Raw genomic sequence first — 16,825 nt, 5'->3', positions numbered from 1 at the left:
ATTCACTCTCATGTTGGTTATAAAAAGGATGCTCGATATGTATAAAAACATTCTCGTTCCGGTGGACGTCTACGAGACAAGCCTGGCGGATAAAGCGTTGCAACATGCACAGTTTCTGGCGCAAAGCGCATCGGGTGACATTCATTTGCTGCACGTCATGCCCAAATTTTCAGCCGAACTGACGCGCGGTTTTATTTCAGATGCGCGCAAGATGGATGAATATATGATTAATAACTCGAAAGAAAAACTGTCTGACCTGGTCAAAAAATTGAATCTGCCAGAAGAGCGGGTTCATCTCCATGTTCGTAGCGGAAATGTTCGTGATGAGGTTATTAAGCTGGCGGATGAACTTGCTGCTGGCGCGATTATTGTCGGCTCTCGAAATCCAAATATTCAAACCCATTTGTTAGGATCGGAGGCGGCAAGTATTGTCCGTTACGCCCATGTTCCTGTTTTCGTTATTCGTTAATTACATGAAAGCAAGGTGATTTCTGAATAGAACCTGAGGAAGGAACGATGAAAACAGGAAAATCTGAACGTCCATATTATCAACAAACCGTTGACGAAACCCTGTCGAATATCCACTCCACTCTGGAAGGACTTAGCGGCACTGAGGCATCAGCCCGACTTCAGCAGCATGGTGAGAATGCTTTGCCGCAAAAAAAGGGCAAACCCGCCTGGCTGCGCTTCCTGGCGCATTTTAACGATGTATTAATTTACGTTTTGCTGGTGGCCGCGTTGCTTAAGCTCTTTATGGGCCACTGGGTAGACATGTTCGTGATCCTGGGGGTTGCCATCATTAACGCGCTGATTGGCCATATCCAGGAGAGCAATGCTGAAAAATCGTTGCAGAGTATTCGCAATATGCTCTCCAGCGAAGCCGTGGTGGTACGACAGGGGAATCATGAAACGATCCCCACCACGTCGCTGGTCCCGGGTGATATCGTGGTGATCCGCGCCGGGGATCGTATTCCTGCGGACCTGCGTGTGATTGAAGCGCATAACCTTCGCGTGGAGGAGGCCATCCTGACCGGCGAATCCACCGTTGTTGAAAAAAACAGCGATGCGTTAAGCGGGGAACTGCCTTTAGGTGACCGGTATAATCTGCTTTACTCAGGCACCACCGTCAGCTCCGGCGGCGGTAAAGGCGTGGTGGTGGCAACCGGGGGCGAGACCGAGCTTGGTCACATTAATCAGATGATGTCCGACATTGAAAAGCACCGCACGCCGCTGATGGTGCAGATGGATAAGCTCGGTAAAACCATCTTCATTACTATCCTGGTCATGATGGTGGCGCTGTTTGTTTTCAGCCTCTTGTTCCGGGATATGCCGGTTTCTGAACTGGTGCTGTCGCTTATCAGCCTCGCCGTTGCCGCCGTGCCGGAAGGCCTGCCGGCAATCATTTCCATCATCCTTTCGCTTGGCGTACAGGCCATGGCGCGTCGCAAGGCCATCATTCGTAAGTTGCCCACGGTGGAAACCCTGGGCGCAATGACGGTCATCTGCTCGGATAAAACCGGCACCCTGACGATGAATGAAATGACGGTCAAAGCGGTGATTACCGCTGAGACGACCTATCGCGTGGAGGGCGACAGCTACGAACCGGTGGGGAATATTCACCCCGTAGATGACCCGACGCCCGTCAGCGTGACGCAGGGTTCCCTGCTGGAACGCTACCTGCGCACCATTGACCTCTGTAATGACAGCCAGCTGATCAAAGACGAGCAGGGGCTGTGGAAAATCACCGGGGGGCCGACCGAGGGCGCCCTGAAGGTGCTGGCGGCAAAAATCCCGCTCCCAGCGCTTGATACGGAAATGCGCAGTAAAATCCCGTTTGATTCGCAGTATAAATACATGTCCACGCTGTACCGGCTGGGTGAAGAAGAGGCGATTTTAATCACCGGCGCGCCGGACGTCCTGTTCCGCCTCTGCCAGTACCAGCAGACGAATGACGGACTGCAGCCGTTCGATCAGCCTTACTGGGAAGGCAAGATCGAAGAGTATGCCCGGGAAGGGTTGCGTATGGTGGCTGCGGCCTGGAAACCTGCCCGCGAGGGACAGCGCGAGCTGGATCACCCGGACCTGCGTGATGGCGTGATCCTGCTGGGTATTGCGGGAATGATGGATCCGCCGCGTCCGGAGGCCATTACCGCGATTGCCGACTGTCTGCAGGCCGGAATTCGCGTAAAAATGATCACCGGCGACCACCCGCAAACGGCCATGAGCATTGGGCAAATGCTGGGGATTGGTAACGCTGCAAGCGCTATCACCGGACGCGAGCTGGAGGCGATGGACGACCGTCAGCTGAGCGACGCCGCGCAGCAGTACGATATTTTCGCCCGAACCAGCCCGGAGGATAAATTCCGCCTCGTGCAGGCCCTGCAAAGTAAACAGGAAGTGGTGGGCATGACCGGGGATGGTGTAAATGATGCCCCGGCGCTCAAACGGGCGGATGTGGGTATCGCCATGGGGATTAAGGGGACAGAGGTCACCAAGGAAGCCGCCGACATGGTGTTAACGGATGACAACTTTGCCACCATTGCCAGTGCGGTGCACGAGGGGCGTCGTGTTTACGATAACCTGAAAAAAACGATTCTCTTCGTTATCCCGAGCAACATTGCGCAGGCCCTGCTAATCATCATCGCGCTGCTGGCGGGGAACCTGATCCCGCTGACCCCGGTGCTGATCCTGTGGATGAACATGGCGACGTCGGCAACGCTGTCGTTTGGCCTGGCGTTTGAAGCGGGTGAGAAGGACATCATGAACCGGCCACCGCGTAAGGCGAATCTGCATGTGATGGACGGCTATGCCATCTGGCGCGTGGTGTTTGTCGGTCTGATGATTGCCATCAGCGCTTTCGTGCTGGAAGCCTGGCTACAGCCGCGCGGTTACTCAGCGGAATTTATCCGCACCGTGCTGCTGCAAACCCTGGTGACCGCGCAGTGGTTTTACATGCTTAACTGCCGCGTTAATGACGGCTTCTCGCTGAGCAAAGGCCTGCTGGCGAATAAAGGGATTTGGATCGTGAGCGGTGTACTGCTGGCGCTACAACTTCTTATCATTTACGCACCGTTCATGCAGATGCTGTTTGGCACCGAAGCACTGCCGTTCCGCTACTGGGTCATCACCTTCCTGATTGGTTTTGTGATGTTCCTTATTGTCGAGGCGGAAAAAGTGCTGACGCGCAGATGGCGCAAAACTGAGGCGTAATAGCGTAAACTGAGAAAGCCTGCCTGAGTCCAGGCTTTCTCTTTTTTGAGCACAGGAAATTATGATGCGATTTACCTGGTTCGTCCTTACGCTGTGTGCCGCTGTTCCCGGCGCGTTTGCCGTAACCTATACCTTACCGCCGGAAGGCAGTCGTCTGGTGGGAACCCCGATTATCATCACCGTTCCCGAGCGCAATACGTTACCGCTTGAGGCCTTTGCCGCGCAGTACGGGCAGGGGCTAAGCAATATGCTGGAAGCGAACCCGGGGGTGGATCCTTTCTTGCCCAAATCCGGCACCCGGCTGGTGATTCCTCAGCAGCTGATTTTGCCCGACACCGTCCGCGAGGGGATTGTCGTTAACGTGGCGGAAATGCGTCTCTACTATTATCCACCGGGCAGCAATACCGTTGAAGTGCTGCCCATCGGCATCGGTCAGGCCGGGCGCGAAACCCCGCGTAACTGGGTAACGGCGGTTGAACGTAAGCAGGTGGGGCCAACCTGGTCTCCGACACCGAATACGCGTCGTGCCTATGCGGCAGAGGGAAAAACGCTGCCTGCCTTCGTGCCCGCCGGACCGGATAACCCGATGGGGTTGTATGCGATCTATATTGGCAGGCTGTATGCCATACACGGCACAAACTCGAATTTCGGCATTGGACTGCGGGTGAGTCAGGGCTGTATTCGTCTGCGCAATAATGACATCAAATACCTTTTCGATAATGTCCCCGTTGGAACCCGCGTACAGCTTATCGATCGGCCCGTTAAAGTCACCACGGAACCGGACGGCAACCGCTGGGTGGAGGTTCACGAGCCATTATCACGTAACCGTGCGGAGTTTGAATCGACCCGGAAAGTGCCTCTGCCAATGTCAGCCGCGCAGCGGACGCAGTTGATAAACGAGGGGGCGGGAGCCGAACTGGAACGGCGGTCAGGGATGCCGGTGAAGCTTGCTTATTGAGGCTGTGTTGCCCGGTGGCGCTGCGCTTACCGGGCCTACAGTCCTGTAGGTCGGGTAAGGCGAAGCCGCCACCCGATAATTTTACCCGACGCAGAAAAGCAAAAAGCCTGCTTTAAAAGCAGGCTTTTCAAATTTGGCTCCTCTGACTGGACTCGAACCAGTGACATACGGATTAACAGTCCGCCGTTCTACCGACTGAACTACAGAGGAATCGTGTGAACGGGGCGCATATTATCGACCTGCGTTCACCTTGTCAAAGGGTGGAGCGCCGCCTTTTGATCGTTTGCTGACAAAATCGGCAAAGTGATGTTTTTGACAGCGGAATGCACCGCTTTGGTGCGGGTATACCTCTAATGGGGCAGATCATAAACTGCTGTTTCGGTAATAAAACCCCCCTCCATGATTAGGTTTCCTTATTTTCAGGCGCTTAGTGCCCAATTCAGACCGCCTGGAAAAAGTGGCATTCATATTGCAAAACCTGTTCAACAACGACAGCCGGTTCCGGCACAGCATTTCGAACAGGGGGCAAAATGAACTTAAGACGACTGAAATACTTCGTAAAAATCGTCGATATCGGCAGCCTGACTCAAGCGGCAGAAGTGCTGCATATCGCGCAGCCTGCGCTGAGCCAGCAGGTGGCTACTCTGGAAGGCGAGATGGATCAGCAGCTGTTGATCCGCACCAAACGCGGCGTCACGCCAACGGAAGCCGGTAAGATCCTGTATACCCATGCGCGCACCATTCTTCGCCAGTGTGAACAGGCGCAACTGGCGGTAAATAACGTGGGGCAGACCCTGAGCGGGCACGTGTCCATCGGGCTGGCGCCGGGAACGGCGGCATCGTCCATAACCATGCCGCTGCTGCAGGCCGTCCGCGCTGAGCTGCCTGAAGTGCTGGTCTATCTGCACGAAAACAGCGGTTCTGTCCTGAATGATAAACTGCTCAGTGGCCAGCTGGACATGGCGGTCCTTTACGATCGCTCCCCGGTTGCCGGGATCACCAGCCAGCCGCTGCTGAAAGAAGATCTCTACCTCGTGGGCACCCGCGACTGCCCGGGCCAGAGCGTCGACCTTACCGCCGTGGCAGAAATGAACCTCTATCTGCCGCGCGACTACAGCGCTGTGCGCGTGCGCGTGGACGAAGCGTTTTCCCTGCGCCGCCTGACGGCCAAAATCATCGGCGAAATCGACTCGATCTCCACGCTGACCGCAGCCATTGCCAGCGGCATGGGGGTGACCGTTCTGCCGGAATCCGCAGCACGCTCGCTGTGCAGTGCGGCAAACGGCTGGATGGCGCGGATCACCACGCCTTCCATGAGCCTGCCGCTGTCGCTGAACATGTCCGCACGCGGTTCGCTGTCGCCACAGGCGCAGGCGGTAAAAGAGATTTTGATGTCGCTGGTCAGCAAGCCATCGCTTGAGAACCGCGAACTCCAGCTCGTGAGCTGATATTCCATAAAAGCATAAGATGCTGGTTTTTATTATTTGTTCTGCAGCTCGGCTGACTCTAACAATAGAGCTATGTCAGATGCGCCGGAGTGAATCGTGAATTTCCAGCAACTTAAAATTATCCGTGAGGCGGCCAGGCGGGACTACAACCTGACCGAGGTCGCCAATATGCTTTATACCTCCCAGTCCGGCGTCAGCCGCCATATCCGCGAGCTGGAAGAGGAACTGGGCATAGAGATCTTTATCCGTCGCGGCAAGCGGCTGCTCGGCATGACGGAGCCGGGTAAGGCTTTGCTCACCATCGCTGAGCGGATCCTCAACGAGGCCAGCAACGTGCGTCGCCTGGCGGATCTCTTCACCAATGACGCCTCGGGCGTGCTTACCATTGCCACCACCCACACCCAGGCGCGCTACAGCCTGCCGCCGGTGATTAAAGCGTTCCGCGAACTTTTCCCTGACGTCCGTCTGGAGCTTATCCAGGGCACGCCGCAGGAAATTGAAGTGCTGCTGCAAAACGGTGGTGCGGATATCGGCATTGCCAGCGAACGCCTGAGCAACGATCCGCTGCTGGTGGCTTTCCCCTGGTTCCGCTGGTACCACAGCTTATTACTTCCGGTCGATCATCCGCTGAATCAGGTTTCTCCCCTGACGCTGGAAGACATTGCGAAATGGCCACTCATTACCTACCGCCAGGGGATCACCGGACGCTCGCGTATTGATGAAGCCTTCAACCGCAAAGGGTTAACGCCGGACATCGTGCTGAGCGCGCAGGATTCTGACGTGATCAAAACCTACGTCGAACTGGGGCTGGGCATTGGCCTGGTGGCGGAACAGTCCAGTGGGGAACGCGAAGATGGGAACCTGGTGCGTCTTGACACGCGTCATCTGTTTGACGCCAACACCGTCTGGCTCGGCCTGAAGCGCGGGCAGCTACAGCGCAACTATGTGTGGCGCTTTATCGAACTCTGCAACGCCGGGCTGTCGGTGGATGAGATTAAACGTCAGGTGATGGAGCCGGAAGAAGTGGCGATTGATTATCAGATTTAGGTGCGGGTTTGCCCGGTGGCGCTGCGCTGACCGGGCTCATTGACTGAATAAACGTCCCGATAACCGTACTGGTGACGGCAACCCGATCGGGAGCGTAGGTGGTCGGACGCGTCTTTAGCAGCGCATTCCATTCCCTGCAGGCCGCCAGCAGCTGGACTGTAATGCGATCGACCCAGGCACCGTGCTGCTTTTCTTCCGGGCGTAGGTTGTGCTCATACACATTTTGTACCCCTTTCACTGCGCCGTATCCCTGGCCTTACTGGCTGGTGACTTCGCAGTTAACGGAGGCGAAGCCGGAGGTGGCTCTCTTTGTCGAGTGGCTGGATGAGGAAGTGGCGGCCTGGCGTCAGCTCACGGAGTTCTGAACTCTTTTTTACGGTACTGCTCGCAATGCGGTGAATGCCTGACGGGTGATTCATCGAAATACTCCTGCACGTCTTCAGCTTTCGCGTAAAAACACATGAATCATGCACATTCTCTCAGGATAATTGCTGCTATAGCTTTACGGCTATATAGCTTTTGATCTATATTTCACGGAGGAAGTGTGTGGACAATTAACACGACGGACAGGTTTGATTGCTGGTTTCGTTCACTTGACGATACTGACCGAGCCTGCGTGCTGGCAGCACTGCTTGTTTTGCGAGAAAAGGGGCCGGCTTTGTCGAGACCCTATGCCGATACGCTTAAAGGCTCTCGTCACAGTAACATGAAAGAGCTGCGCATTCAGAGTAAGGGCGATCCGTTGCGGGCATTTTTCGCGTTTGACCCAAATCGAACCGGCATTGTGCTTTGTGCTGGCAACAAGGCCGGCAACGAAAGACGATTTTACGATGAGATGCTTCTGGTGGCTGACCGGGAATTCACTCACTGGTTGAATACATTAAAAGAGAGGACGTTGCGCGATGGGCAGAAACCTTGAGCAGCTTATAGCGGATGAAAAACCGGATGTTGTTGCCAGCGCTCAGGCAATGGCGGCCGACATTTTGCTTAACATTCACCTGGCAGAGCTACGTGAAAAGGTGCAAAAAACGCAGGTTGAAATGGCGCAGGCGCTGGGCATCAGGCAGCCCACCGTCGCGGTTATGGAAAAGCCAGGGCGCGATCTGAAACTCTCTTCACTTAAGCGCTACGTTGAGGCAGCGGGTGGAAAGCTTAAGCTTGACGTTGAGCTGCCGGATGGCTCGCACTATGAGTTTGTGCTGTAGGGCAAAAGCAGCTTTTTCAAATTTAGCTCCTCTGACCGGGAGCGCCTTTGCCAGTAACGGGCGAATAAATAAGCTAAATCTCATTTCCCTTTCTATTGGTGTTGGGGACATGCTGCTGCATTAATTCAACGATCCAATCAATAAAAACGCGCAGTCTGGCGTTGACATGGCGGTTAGGCGGAAATGCCAGGTACAGGGGCATTGGGTTAATACGCCAAGGTTCGAACAGCCGAATCAAGGAACCACAAGCCTGATGCGCTTCTGCCATATAGACGGGTAGCGCAATTACGCCTAATCCCGCTAACCCAGCTTCGAGGTAAGCATTGCCATCATCCACTGCAAGCACGTAGCTGCCCTTGATTTCAATATGTTCACTCTCGCTGTGCAGTACCAGAGGATCAATCTTACCGGTGCGTGAGGATAAGAATCCCACTATGCGATGGTCGGTGTTTTCCAGCTCACGCGGATGCGCAGGGGCGCCAAGGCGTTCCACATAGCTCGGTGCGACGTAAACACCGATTTGCAAATCGCCGACATGGCGCGCGATCAGGGACTGGTCGTTGATTTCGCCACCGCGCAGGACGCAATCCACGTTGTCGCCGATCAGATCCACCACCCGGTCGCTCACGCCCATATCGAACTGAATATCCGGGTAGCGTGCATGGAAAGCCGGTAGCGCGGGCACCAGCACCAGGCGGGCGAGAGGAGTGGGCACATCTATCCGCAGGCGTCCCCTGGGGATCATCGTCGCACTGGACAGGCTGTTTTCAGCATCTTCCATGTCCGCCAGCAGGCGGATGACGCGCTCGTAGTAGATCGCGCCATCGGGAGTGACGCCGAGCCTGCGGGTGGTGCGATGGAGCAATTTGACGCGCAGGCGCGCTTCCAGTTGCTGAATAAGCTGCGTCACCGTGGTTTTGCTCATATGAAGCGTTTGGGCAGCCTTTGTGAAACTGCCTGCCTCCACCACGCGAGCAAAGGCGCGCATCGCATCGAAACGATCCATCACTTGTCCTCTCTTTTCACCGATTGTTTGGATATTACAAACAATGATGGACAAAGTCGCTTGTTTATCCGCCAGAACCTGCACCTGTAAAGTGTCTTTATGTTCACCGGGCAGATTTCGCCCTATTGCAAAGGTACAAACATGACAACACGCGAAGCCGTTTTTCCCTCCGGTCGCCAGGCGCTCTATGAGCGTAATCGCTATTCACCGGCCATCAAATCCAACGGTTTCTTGTTCGTTTCGGGGCAGGTGGGTAGTCGCGAGGATGGTTCGCCTGAGCCCGATCTGAAAGCGCAGGTCAGGCTGGCTTTCGATAATCTTAATGCTGTCCTCGCGGCTGCGGGCTGCACGTTCAGTGACGTGGTTGACGTGACCCTCTTTGTCGTCGATCCCGAGTCAAACCTCGACGCTATCTGGAGTATCCTGCCAGAATATTGGGGGGAAGCGCCTTACCCTACGTTGACGGGGATCGGCGTGACGTGGCTGTACGGATTCCAGTTTGAGATAAAGGTGATTGCCCGGCTGCCCTGAGCGTTACGGGTTCTTCCGCCAGTCGAAAGATAAGACAGAGGTAAATTGATGAAAGCAGCGGTTTATTGCCCGGTGGCGCTGCGCTTACCGTGCCTGCGGTCCCGTAGGTCGGGTAAGGCGAAGCCGCCACCCGACAATTTTACCCGACGCAGAAAAGCAAAAAGCCTGCTTCAAAAGCAGGCTTTTCAAATTTGGCTCCTCTGACTGGGATCGCCTTTGCCATTAACTGGCTGAAGAATAAGCTAAACCAGAAATTTAGTCTTGTCAAGACCACCAGAATGACCACCAATAATGATGGCTCCATATAAGAAGCCGTCAACGACCTCCTTTATATTACATGCTGTATATAGGCAACAGTTGTAACTGATTTTTATAAGCTGTTGGCTATTTCAGAAGCATGACGCATAACTTTTGTCGATAAGATGAAAAGGTCTTTTGCGGAAATTTGGTATTTTTCGGCGATATTAAAAATATCTTCAGCATCATCTTCCCTTCCAGAACCAGGGTCCGGATATCTTCCCGCCCAGTAAACAAAATGTGTTAATCCTCTCAGGATTGCTAGTTCTTTTTCGCTGAGTTCAGGGATAAAGTTGGCTAGTTGATGTAGCCTGTGATGCCTGTTTTGTTTTTCTATTACTTTGTAGCCATCAACTCCTTCTTTCATGATCATCATTGATTTAAGGCAGATTTCTAGGCTGTAGCCAACAAGCATCAAACCAACTGCACAGTATTGGCTATCACAAACACCACGTATTAAAGGTGGCATGGTTTCGAACGTCTGCTCTTTTTTCAAAACGGCTGTCGCGGCTTCAGATAGAGCATGAGCTTGGGTTAGCCATAAAACTGGATTTTTTAACTCGTTGTCCGTTGCGGGTTTTGTGATGTCAACGGGAAAACCGGAGATAGTGCTGGCAATACCTAATCTGTGACGTGCCAGTGCGCTGTATCCGAAGGGATCTTTTCCAAAATTAAGTCTGTTAGGTTTTAGACTGGTTTCAATTTTCTGCATAAAGCTTCCCGTCTTTAATGTTGTTATTGGTAGAAAATTAGCTGTAATTAGTCAACTATTGGCTATAGAAAGGATACTTAACGATTTTAGACTGGTTACATATTCCCATCTATTTCCTGAAAACCCCGAGCAAGTAAGGAAGGACGCAATTCTTTCAATGCATTAGCGGGTACTCCAAGCCATAAAAGATTGCGAGCGCGAGTTACAGCTACATACCCAATACGTCCCACTTCGCTGTCGACTCCAGCCAACAGTGCACTGACGTGCTCCTTATTCGTCAAGTATAAGACTGCATCAAGGCTTTCCCCCTTTGCCTGGTGAACTGTATCTATGCGGATACGGGATGCATCGTCTTTCATTACAAGTTCAGCTGTAGCGATCAGTGGTGTATTAGACAATCCTCTTTTAGCAAGTTTGTTTCCTAAGTTATCGGCACCCACCAATCCGTGGTCCTGTGCGATACGAGCCAGTAGAACCTTAATTCTTGCCAGCAGTAACGGATGCCACTGTGTGTCACCAGTTAGCGTCGCAGCGGGGAGTCCAGAGGCGGGATCCCGAGTAAATGCCCATATAAGTCTTCGTAGAGCGCGATCATCAGGATAGCGTGCTGGTTGCGTGATCCTTGCGACTAGTCCTTGCGGCGGGTTGGCGAGTAGACAGACGATAGCATTTGCTACAAGCTTGAACGCGGTAAGATAATCTTGGTTTTGATCGCGTAATATTGCGGCTTGTGCAAGATTTTTGACCGTCCCCTGGCCGGGGGCACCTTCGTTGCCCGCGAGTGTATCTGCCAGGCTACGAGCGCGACAGAGTACGGCTGAACATTTGGGTTTCAGATTAGCTGCCAATACCGCGGTCTGGAAAGCTGCAATCAGGTTCTCTCGCTCTGCATTTCGGTATGGGATAAAGAAGGCTCCATGTATTGTATCGGGTACACCTCTATCAGCAGTGTCCCCGCGATTGGAAAGACTGTTAGCCAAATCGAGAATTGGTGGGACAGAGCGAAAGTTTTTGGTGAGCTGAAGACTGTTGACACCTTTTCTTTGACCGTATCGAGCCAGAAATACTCCATTTGCGCCAGCGAACTCGTAGATACCCTGGTTAGGATCTCCGATTAATGAGATCTGGCAGCCTGCTCCAATTAATAATTCAATAATGGCTTGATGAACTGTACCTATGTCCTGCGCCTCATCAATCAATATATGTGGATATCGACGAACCAGGGCGCTTAAAATACTCGGCTGTTCTACCAAAGTACGATAGCACCAGTATCGCCCGAGGTTATGTGTGTAAGCACCGATCTGTCCAAGACGATTTACAAGGCGTGTCGATTGCGCTGTGTCTAACTTGTATGTACCGTCGTGTTCGGAATAGAAAAAGTAGATACCACTTCTGTCCATACCGACCTGCATTTGCGTTATTTCACGTGGATATGTATTCGTCTGGAATTTGAAGCCACTTAAGAATGCTTCTCCACCCGTTACAAGGAAAGCAGTCTGCCGGGCTTCCATCGTCCGATAGGCATGGGGACGCAGTACGTTAGCAGTTATGAAGGAATCAAGTGTGTCAATTTCAACTCTATGGTAGGTAGTATTTGAGGGAACGTTTTGGACTAATTTTTTATATTCTTGTCGAAAGGTATCTACGGCAACATTAGAGAATGACAGTAAAGCAATTCGGCCACGATGTTCCCCTAACTGTCGGCGCATTTGCGCCAGTCGCCGTACCGCTGTAAATGTTTTTCCGCTACCGGCACATGCAATCACGGATATTGGTGAAAGTGGCGCATTGATAATCTGTAACTGTTCATCGGATGGCTGAGTCATAACTCAGGCTCCTTGATTTGGCAGGCATGGGCTATGGCCTTTTTGATGTAGTCCGGCACATTAAAATCAGTGCCACTGGAAATCAATTGTGCGAGTGTTTGACCAAAGCGGCCTTTTTGTACATTGTTTTGTGGTCGTTCAAACATACCGCTGAAAAGAGCTCGAGCCTTGGACGTATCATCTTCTGCTGCATCTACTGCTTCCGAGACAGCTTGACCTATTTTGGGATGTAGCTCCTTCAGTGCTGACAACATTGCGCTACGATTTACTGCATGTAGAGCTAGATCGTATTCGAGAGTTTTAACCCCATGAAATACTTGGACGAAAGCATCCTCGCTTTTCTTCATCTTGGCGGTATTGTCTGAAATTTTCACTATATCACCAAGTGAAGGATAGGCCGCCTGTGGCTCTTCGATCCCATCGTTCTCATCGACAGGATCTGCATCAGTGATAATTGATACTGGAATCTTCAGCGCTTTCTCGCCAAAAAGTGGCAAAAAGGAGTCGAAATTCAATCCTTCGACACTGATCAAGCTGACACCATGTTCACGTAATCTATACCCACATTTTTCTGCCAGCACGTTGACCAGCATTAACTCGGCTGCACCTTCGACGAAAATGGCTCTACGGGCAAAGAACAATTCGGCACGCGTCACATCAAGATAACGTTCCAGTTTTTCCCGTTTTCCTTTGTCAAAAGAAATTGTGCGTGGAAAGAATGTTTCCACAGAAGTCCCTGTATCAACCAAGCAGGCGATGCTATCTAGATCGGCGATGCTGGCGAAATTAGGTGAGTGGCTGGTGACGAATAATTGAACCGGTTTTTCTCCTTCAATAGCTTTGATCGTCCCCAAATAATCTAATAATACTGCCTGTAGTTGTGGGTGAAGGTGTGCCTCTGGTTCTTCGACTATCAGGCTTCGATAGCTTGCTTCCGGGTTCTTAGCGAGTTCACTGAGTACGACTGCCATGAAGATCAAGTTGTTGAAGCCCAGTCCGTTTTGTTCAATCTCGAAAGCATCCACTATTAACGACAGGCGAGCGGCTAATCGCTGAAAGTCACTGCCACTCAAGCCGAGGTCCAGAACTTGAGCAAGTTGAGGCCCAAGCATAGTTCCGTGTCGGTTCTGGATAGCCGTATGAGTGTTAACGATAGGTTTATGCTTCTTCAACTCTTCGTCTAGTTTCTTCAGTGCATCGTTGATACCATCCTTTCCAGCATCGTCGGCCAGAAGCTGTAATAGTCGAGATAGTTGGCTAGTGCGGCTCGGTCTGAGCCCTTGTGAAGCATCCCGCATTGGAGGGAGATAGACACCTCGGAGGTTTTCCATCATGTCTGAGGTTAACCCCATATCTTCATGATCACCGCACCAGCGTTTAACTCGTAGCCTTCCAGTTTTATCAGCTTCCGAATAACGGATTGTGATATGAGCTTCGAGTTTACCAAGTGCGTCAGGTTTTAATGCAGCCAGAAAATCGGCTTCATTGTCCGGGTCTAAATCGCGAAAGACATAGTGGAATTCAATATCACCTGCTGGAATACCGCCTTTAGGTCGATGTATATCCTCGTTGTCGAGGCGTGGATATGGCTCATCATGCCCAGCAAGAAGTGCCCGTAATGCATCAATCACTGCGGTCTTGCCAACATTATTTGGACCGACCAGAATATTCAGTCCAGGTTGAAAAGTAAGCTCAGCTTGATTAAGCTTTCTGAAGTTCGATATTCTCAGTTGCGCTAAATACATTGATGATTTTCTCCCTGCTGTTCGGTTTGCAATGCAGTCGTTGATAAACGATTACCAGCCTCACATCCAGTCTAATCATAATGTTATTCCCTTAGTTTTGATACCGTTACAGCAAGGGATCATTTGCCATGTTCAGTCATACCTTTAAATTGAACATATTGCACATTCAGACTCGGGCGCTTGGATATGGACGGGCGAGTTAGTACATATAGTGATTTACTCCTCTTCATCATCATGTGTACTACTGAATTTCTTGCTTCTACAGCGTACTTCTCTTTGCATCACTTTCATGATCCCTTCAAGCGCATTTGCTGTCCGGAATCCAGCCCAACTAACTGTTCCCATCCAGAACACCGGCAGCGCGATGAACATCGTTCCCAGAACAAACTGCATCAGTAAACCATCCGCAGTATTTTGTACTCCGAAGGGATTGTTCGTATCGCTGCCATACATGAGTTCCAGTAGCGACGTATCAAGCCACCGAGTTAGTTCCCACCAGAAGGACAGGAAAATCAACCCGAACTGAGCGAAGGTAACGATAATTACCGTTTTTGGGTTGTAGGCAGAAAACAGTGTGACTAGAGGAATGCTTATTACCAGCGCCATCAGCAAAATTGCCTGTACCATGGGCAATGCCTGCCGTAAAGAATCGTAGGTTGGAAAGAGGACGAATGACTTCATCGTGTTGTTGGCAGAACTAACTTTACGGGTTATCCGGTTGGTCAGTGTCGGATCGACATTGCCGCCGTACCCTGAATAGGTGTTTCCGCTCTGTGATGCAGCCATGCCCTGCGGGCTGGTCATGGTACGTAATATCGCCTCTTCGTAATCGCTCCGACCGTAAGGTAACTGGTGTAACTCTTGCCATATTTCAGGCTTTACCAATGAGATTAGCCGTAAACGTAGCCCTCGATCCGTATCTGACCACCATTGTTTACAGGTGGGGTATCCACCGTTGCCTGAGTTGAATAACCCCGCATCTCGCTCATCTTCGTAAGGCCACGCTGGGTTTGGGGAACGGGCGTGATAGGTGTCGTAATATCCTGATTGCGTCAGAAACCAGCGTGAACCAATCCATGCCACTTCATTGATTTCTGATTCAGTCATCGTTATTTCATGCTGCATCAGTTTTACCCATGACGGCGCATAACATTCCTGTGCAAAATCCAGTAATTCCTGACTGAGTAACTGGTCGCTGATACGGATATGTTGTATATCAAAACGGAGCTGGCGCAGATCGGTTTTACAGGGCAATGTGGCGGTAGCGGCGTTTGTTATGCCTTTGGATACCACGTGTATAAGATACCACCAGACCGGAACGGACGCCGTTTTGCCACTGATGTCATTGACCAGCGGCGCATAGCCGGATTGCTCCGGTAGAGTGGGAATAGAGACGTTGCATTGTTTCGAGCGCTGAACATCATATTTTATGGTAGTTATGTCAATTTCCAGCAACGGAATGCAGGTGAACATAATCACCAGCAGCGCCACGTACACGGTATTTTCCATCCATGTGAGAGTTAACGTACCTGCATCGCTTTTACTGCTACGTTGTTCACGGGCTTTCAGCCAGAAAGATAATAATATGAACAGGAGAGGAAGAGCGAACAGGCCCGTTGCGGTCATTGTGTTCCAGATATCGTTGTTAATGAGCCAACCGAGTAACGTCAGAGCATATTCCAGATAGCTGTGGACTGTCATTGGATGGCCTCCTTTACCAAGGAAAAAAATTCATTTTCAGCTACAAATGGTGGAAACATTTCAGTTGAGAAAATTTTTTTGGACACATAAAAGCCCCCTGTAAATTAAGAGACCGTTTTTATCATCTATGTGGCAGTAGGGAAGGACAAACTAAATTGATGGATGCAATCTTTTTATACCGAAAATTACAACGGGTTAAATGCCCGTTGTTTCAGTGGTATGTTTGAAGGAATTTAATTTGTATTTATTTCAATTACTTATGAAAGTTTGATGATGTATTTTACCGTGGCGATTATAGAGTTGTTCGGATTTCTAATCGAGATGCGAGCTCTGAAGCGCAGTGGCTGGTGAATTCCGGCCTGCATTTCCGTATGGCCGTAAGCGCGGTAAATGGCACTCCACACCACGTTGCCGTCCTCGTCCAGTAGTTCCTGCGGGGTGCCGATATGGTCATTGACATAGTAGTTGATGGTGCTGCTTACGCCGCGTCCCTTAATCTGCGCCAGCGGGTGGAACCCGCCGCCCGGCTCGTACAGGTAGCTGGTGCAGTCAAAGTCGGTGGCTTTCGTGTTTTTGTTGAACATCAGACTGGGGGTAAAATCCGTGTGCGCCTCGTCGCACTCGGTGACCATCCGATCGTCCTGCCAGAAGAACAGGGGGGATTTGCCGCTCACCTCATCGGTCTTGCGGATAAACCCACCGAAGACATCGCACTCATAGTGTTGTGGGGGCAACTTGCAGCAGGCAGCCGTGATTAGTTATCGCCCAGGAGAGCGATAACTCTTTGATTTTACTTTAGTAAAAAAATTAATAAATTAATCAACTTTTATATCATATGAATAAAATTCAAATTGTAATTTTCCATCATCCAGATCTTTGATCATGAATATATTACGATCACTGCCATAATTCTGTTCACTTATTTTTAGATGCATAAGTTGTGTCAATCCACCTCCAATTTCTACCAATTGTAGGTTAGTTATGTCATAGAAGTGTATAAGTATCTCTTTATCAAGGTTTTTATCCGAGCTAAGGATTAAAAGAAGATTATATTTCATAGTGAATGTATCCATATCGATATGGATTTTTTTCAAAACATTATTAGTATAAATTAACCGATTGATTTCATTAAGTGTCAT

At 51.0% G+C, this 16,825-nt stretch carries 15 protein-coding genes, 1 tRNA gene and 2 pseudogenes; 9 read left to right on the top strand and 9 right to left on the bottom strand.

Annotated features, from left to right (window positions below; translation table 11 throughout):
- Window positions 1-37: 37 nt before the first annotated feature.
- From F3J31_RS03965 to ldtA, 3 genes are all read left to right on the top strand, one after another.
- Complete coding sequence (locus F3J31_RS03965; protein ID WP_028019628.1) at window positions 38-469, top strand: universal stress protein; 432 nt, start codon at window positions 38-40, stop codon at window positions 467-469.
- A gap of 47 nt (window positions 470-516) precedes the next feature.
- Window positions 517-3,210 (top strand): cation-transporting P-type ATPase, encoded by a 2,694-nt coding sequence (locus F3J31_RS03960; protein WP_167211442.1) that lies wholly within the window; start codon window positions 517-519, stop codon window positions 3,208-3,210.
- 61 nt (window positions 3,211-3,271) lie between these two features.
- A complete protein-coding gene (ldtA, locus tag F3J31_RS03955) occupies window positions 3,272-4,168 on the top strand; it encodes a L,D-transpeptidase (protein ID WP_167211439.1) in 897 nt (298 codons plus the stop codon).
- A gap of 134 nt (window positions 4,169-4,302) precedes the next feature.
- On the opposite strand, the gene F3J31_RS03950 is transcribed toward ldtA, so the two are convergent.
- Window positions 4,303-4,378, bottom strand: a tRNA-Asn gene (locus F3J31_RS03950).
- Window positions 4,379-4,698: 320 nt separating this feature from the next.
- Here F3J31_RS03950 and nac point away from each other — a divergent pair.
- Both nac and cbl read left to right on the top strand, forming a co-directional pair.
- Window positions 4,699-5,616, top strand: a complete 918-nt coding sequence (gene nac / locus F3J31_RS03945; RefSeq protein ID WP_045908128.1) for a nitrogen assimilation transcriptional regulator NAC — start codon at window positions 4,699-4,701, stop codon at window positions 5,614-5,616.
- Window positions 5,617-5,712: 96 nt separating this feature from the next.
- Window positions 5,713-6,663, top strand: a complete 951-nt coding sequence (gene cbl / locus F3J31_RS03940; protein WP_028013741.1) for an HTH-type transcriptional regulator Cbl — start codon at window positions 5,713-5,715, stop codon at window positions 6,661-6,663.
- Window positions 6,664-6,685: 22 nt separating this feature from the next.
- On the opposite strand, the pseudogene F3J31_RS23380 reads toward cbl, so the two are convergent.
- Window positions 6,686-6,898: pseudogene (locus F3J31_RS23380) on the bottom strand (glutathione S-transferase); the annotation flags it as partial.
- Between F3J31_RS23380 and F3J31_RS03935 the strand changes: the two are divergent.
- From F3J31_RS03935 to F3J31_RS03925, 3 genes and pseudogenes are all read left to right on the top strand, one after another.
- Window positions 6,891-7,028, top strand: a pseudogene (locus F3J31_RS03935) (transcriptional regulator); the annotation flags it as partial. The pseudogenes F3J31_RS23380 and F3J31_RS03935 sit on opposite strands and share 8 nt — an antisense overlap.
- Before the next feature lie 179 nt (window positions 7,029-7,207).
- Window positions 7,208-7,582 (top strand): type II toxin-antitoxin system RelE/ParE family toxin, encoded by a 375-nt coding sequence (locus tag F3J31_RS03930; protein ID WP_069718932.1) that lies wholly within the window; start codon window positions 7,208-7,210, stop codon window positions 7,580-7,582.
- Window positions 7,566-7,868, top strand: a complete 303-nt coding sequence (locus tag F3J31_RS03925; RefSeq protein WP_167211435.1) for an XRE family transcriptional regulator — start codon at window positions 7,566-7,568, stop codon at window positions 7,866-7,868. Before F3J31_RS03930 ends, F3J31_RS03925 begins: the two co-directional genes overlap by 17 nt.
- A 73-nt stretch (window positions 7,869-7,941) precedes the next feature.
- Here F3J31_RS03925 and F3J31_RS03920 read toward each other — a convergent pair whose 3' ends face one another.
- Window positions 7,942-8,874 carry a LysR family transcriptional regulator gene (locus tag F3J31_RS03920; protein ID WP_167211432.1) on the bottom strand — a complete coding sequence of 311 codons (933 nt, stop codon included), beginning with the start codon at window positions 8,872-8,874 and terminating at the stop codon, window positions 7,942-7,944.
- Window positions 8,875-9,015: 141 nt separating this feature from the next.
- Here F3J31_RS03920 and F3J31_RS03915 point away from each other — a divergent pair, with 141 nt between their 5' ends.
- Window positions 9,016-9,405 carry a RidA family protein gene (locus F3J31_RS03915; protein WP_167211430.1) on the top strand — a complete coding sequence of 130 codons (390 nt, stop codon included), beginning with the start codon at window positions 9,016-9,018 and terminating at the stop codon, window positions 9,403-9,405.
- 370 nt (window positions 9,406-9,775) lie between these two features.
- Here F3J31_RS03915 and F3J31_RS03910 read toward each other — a convergent pair whose 3' ends face one another.
- From F3J31_RS03910 to F3J31_RS03885, 6 genes are all read right to left on the bottom strand, one after another.
- Window positions 9,776-10,414, bottom strand: a complete 639-nt coding sequence (locus tag F3J31_RS03910) for a HEPN domain-containing protein (protein WP_167211427.1) — start codon at window positions 10,412-10,414, stop codon at window positions 9,776-9,778.
- Window positions 10,415-10,509: 95 nt separating this feature from the next.
- Window positions 10,510-12,240, bottom strand: coding sequence for an ATP-dependent helicase (locus F3J31_RS03905; protein WP_167211424.1), 1,731 nt, complete (start codon window positions 12,238-12,240; stop codon window positions 10,510-10,512).
- A complete protein-coding gene (locus tag F3J31_RS03900) occupies window positions 12,237-13,985 on the bottom strand; it encodes an ATP-dependent endonuclease (RefSeq protein WP_167211421.1) in 1,749 nt (582 codons plus the stop codon). The genes F3J31_RS03905 and F3J31_RS03900 overlap by 4 nt, the downstream gene beginning before the upstream one ends.
- A gap of 216 nt (window positions 13,986-14,201) precedes the next feature.
- On the bottom strand, window positions 14,202-15,686 hold the full coding sequence (locus F3J31_RS03895; RefSeq protein WP_167211418.1) for a conjugal transfer protein TraG N-terminal domain-containing protein: 1,485 nt from the start codon (window positions 15,684-15,686) through the stop codon (window positions 14,202-14,204).
- A 257-nt stretch (window positions 15,687-15,943) separates the two neighbouring features.
- The gene (locus tag F3J31_RS03890) at window positions 15,944-16,420 is read right to left on the bottom strand and encodes an RHS domain-containing protein (protein WP_167211415.1); all 477 of its coding nucleotides are present in this window, start codon (window positions 16,418-16,420) and stop codon (window positions 15,944-15,946) included.
- Window positions 16,421-16,501: 81 nt separating this feature from the next.
- Window positions 16,502-16,825: a hypothetical protein gene (locus F3J31_RS03885; protein WP_080248965.1), complete on the bottom strand. Its 324-nt coding sequence runs from the start codon at window positions 16,823-16,825 to the stop codon at window positions 16,502-16,504.

The organism is Enterobacter sp. Acro-832 (assembly GCF_011752745.1).
Classification (GTDB): Bacteria; Pseudomonadota; Gammaproteobacteria; order Enterobacterales; family Enterobacteriaceae; genus Enterobacter; species Enterobacter quasiroggenkampii.
The sequence above is the reverse complement of the archived record's forward strand: the minus strand, read 5'-3'. Positions and strand labels throughout refer to the sequence as shown.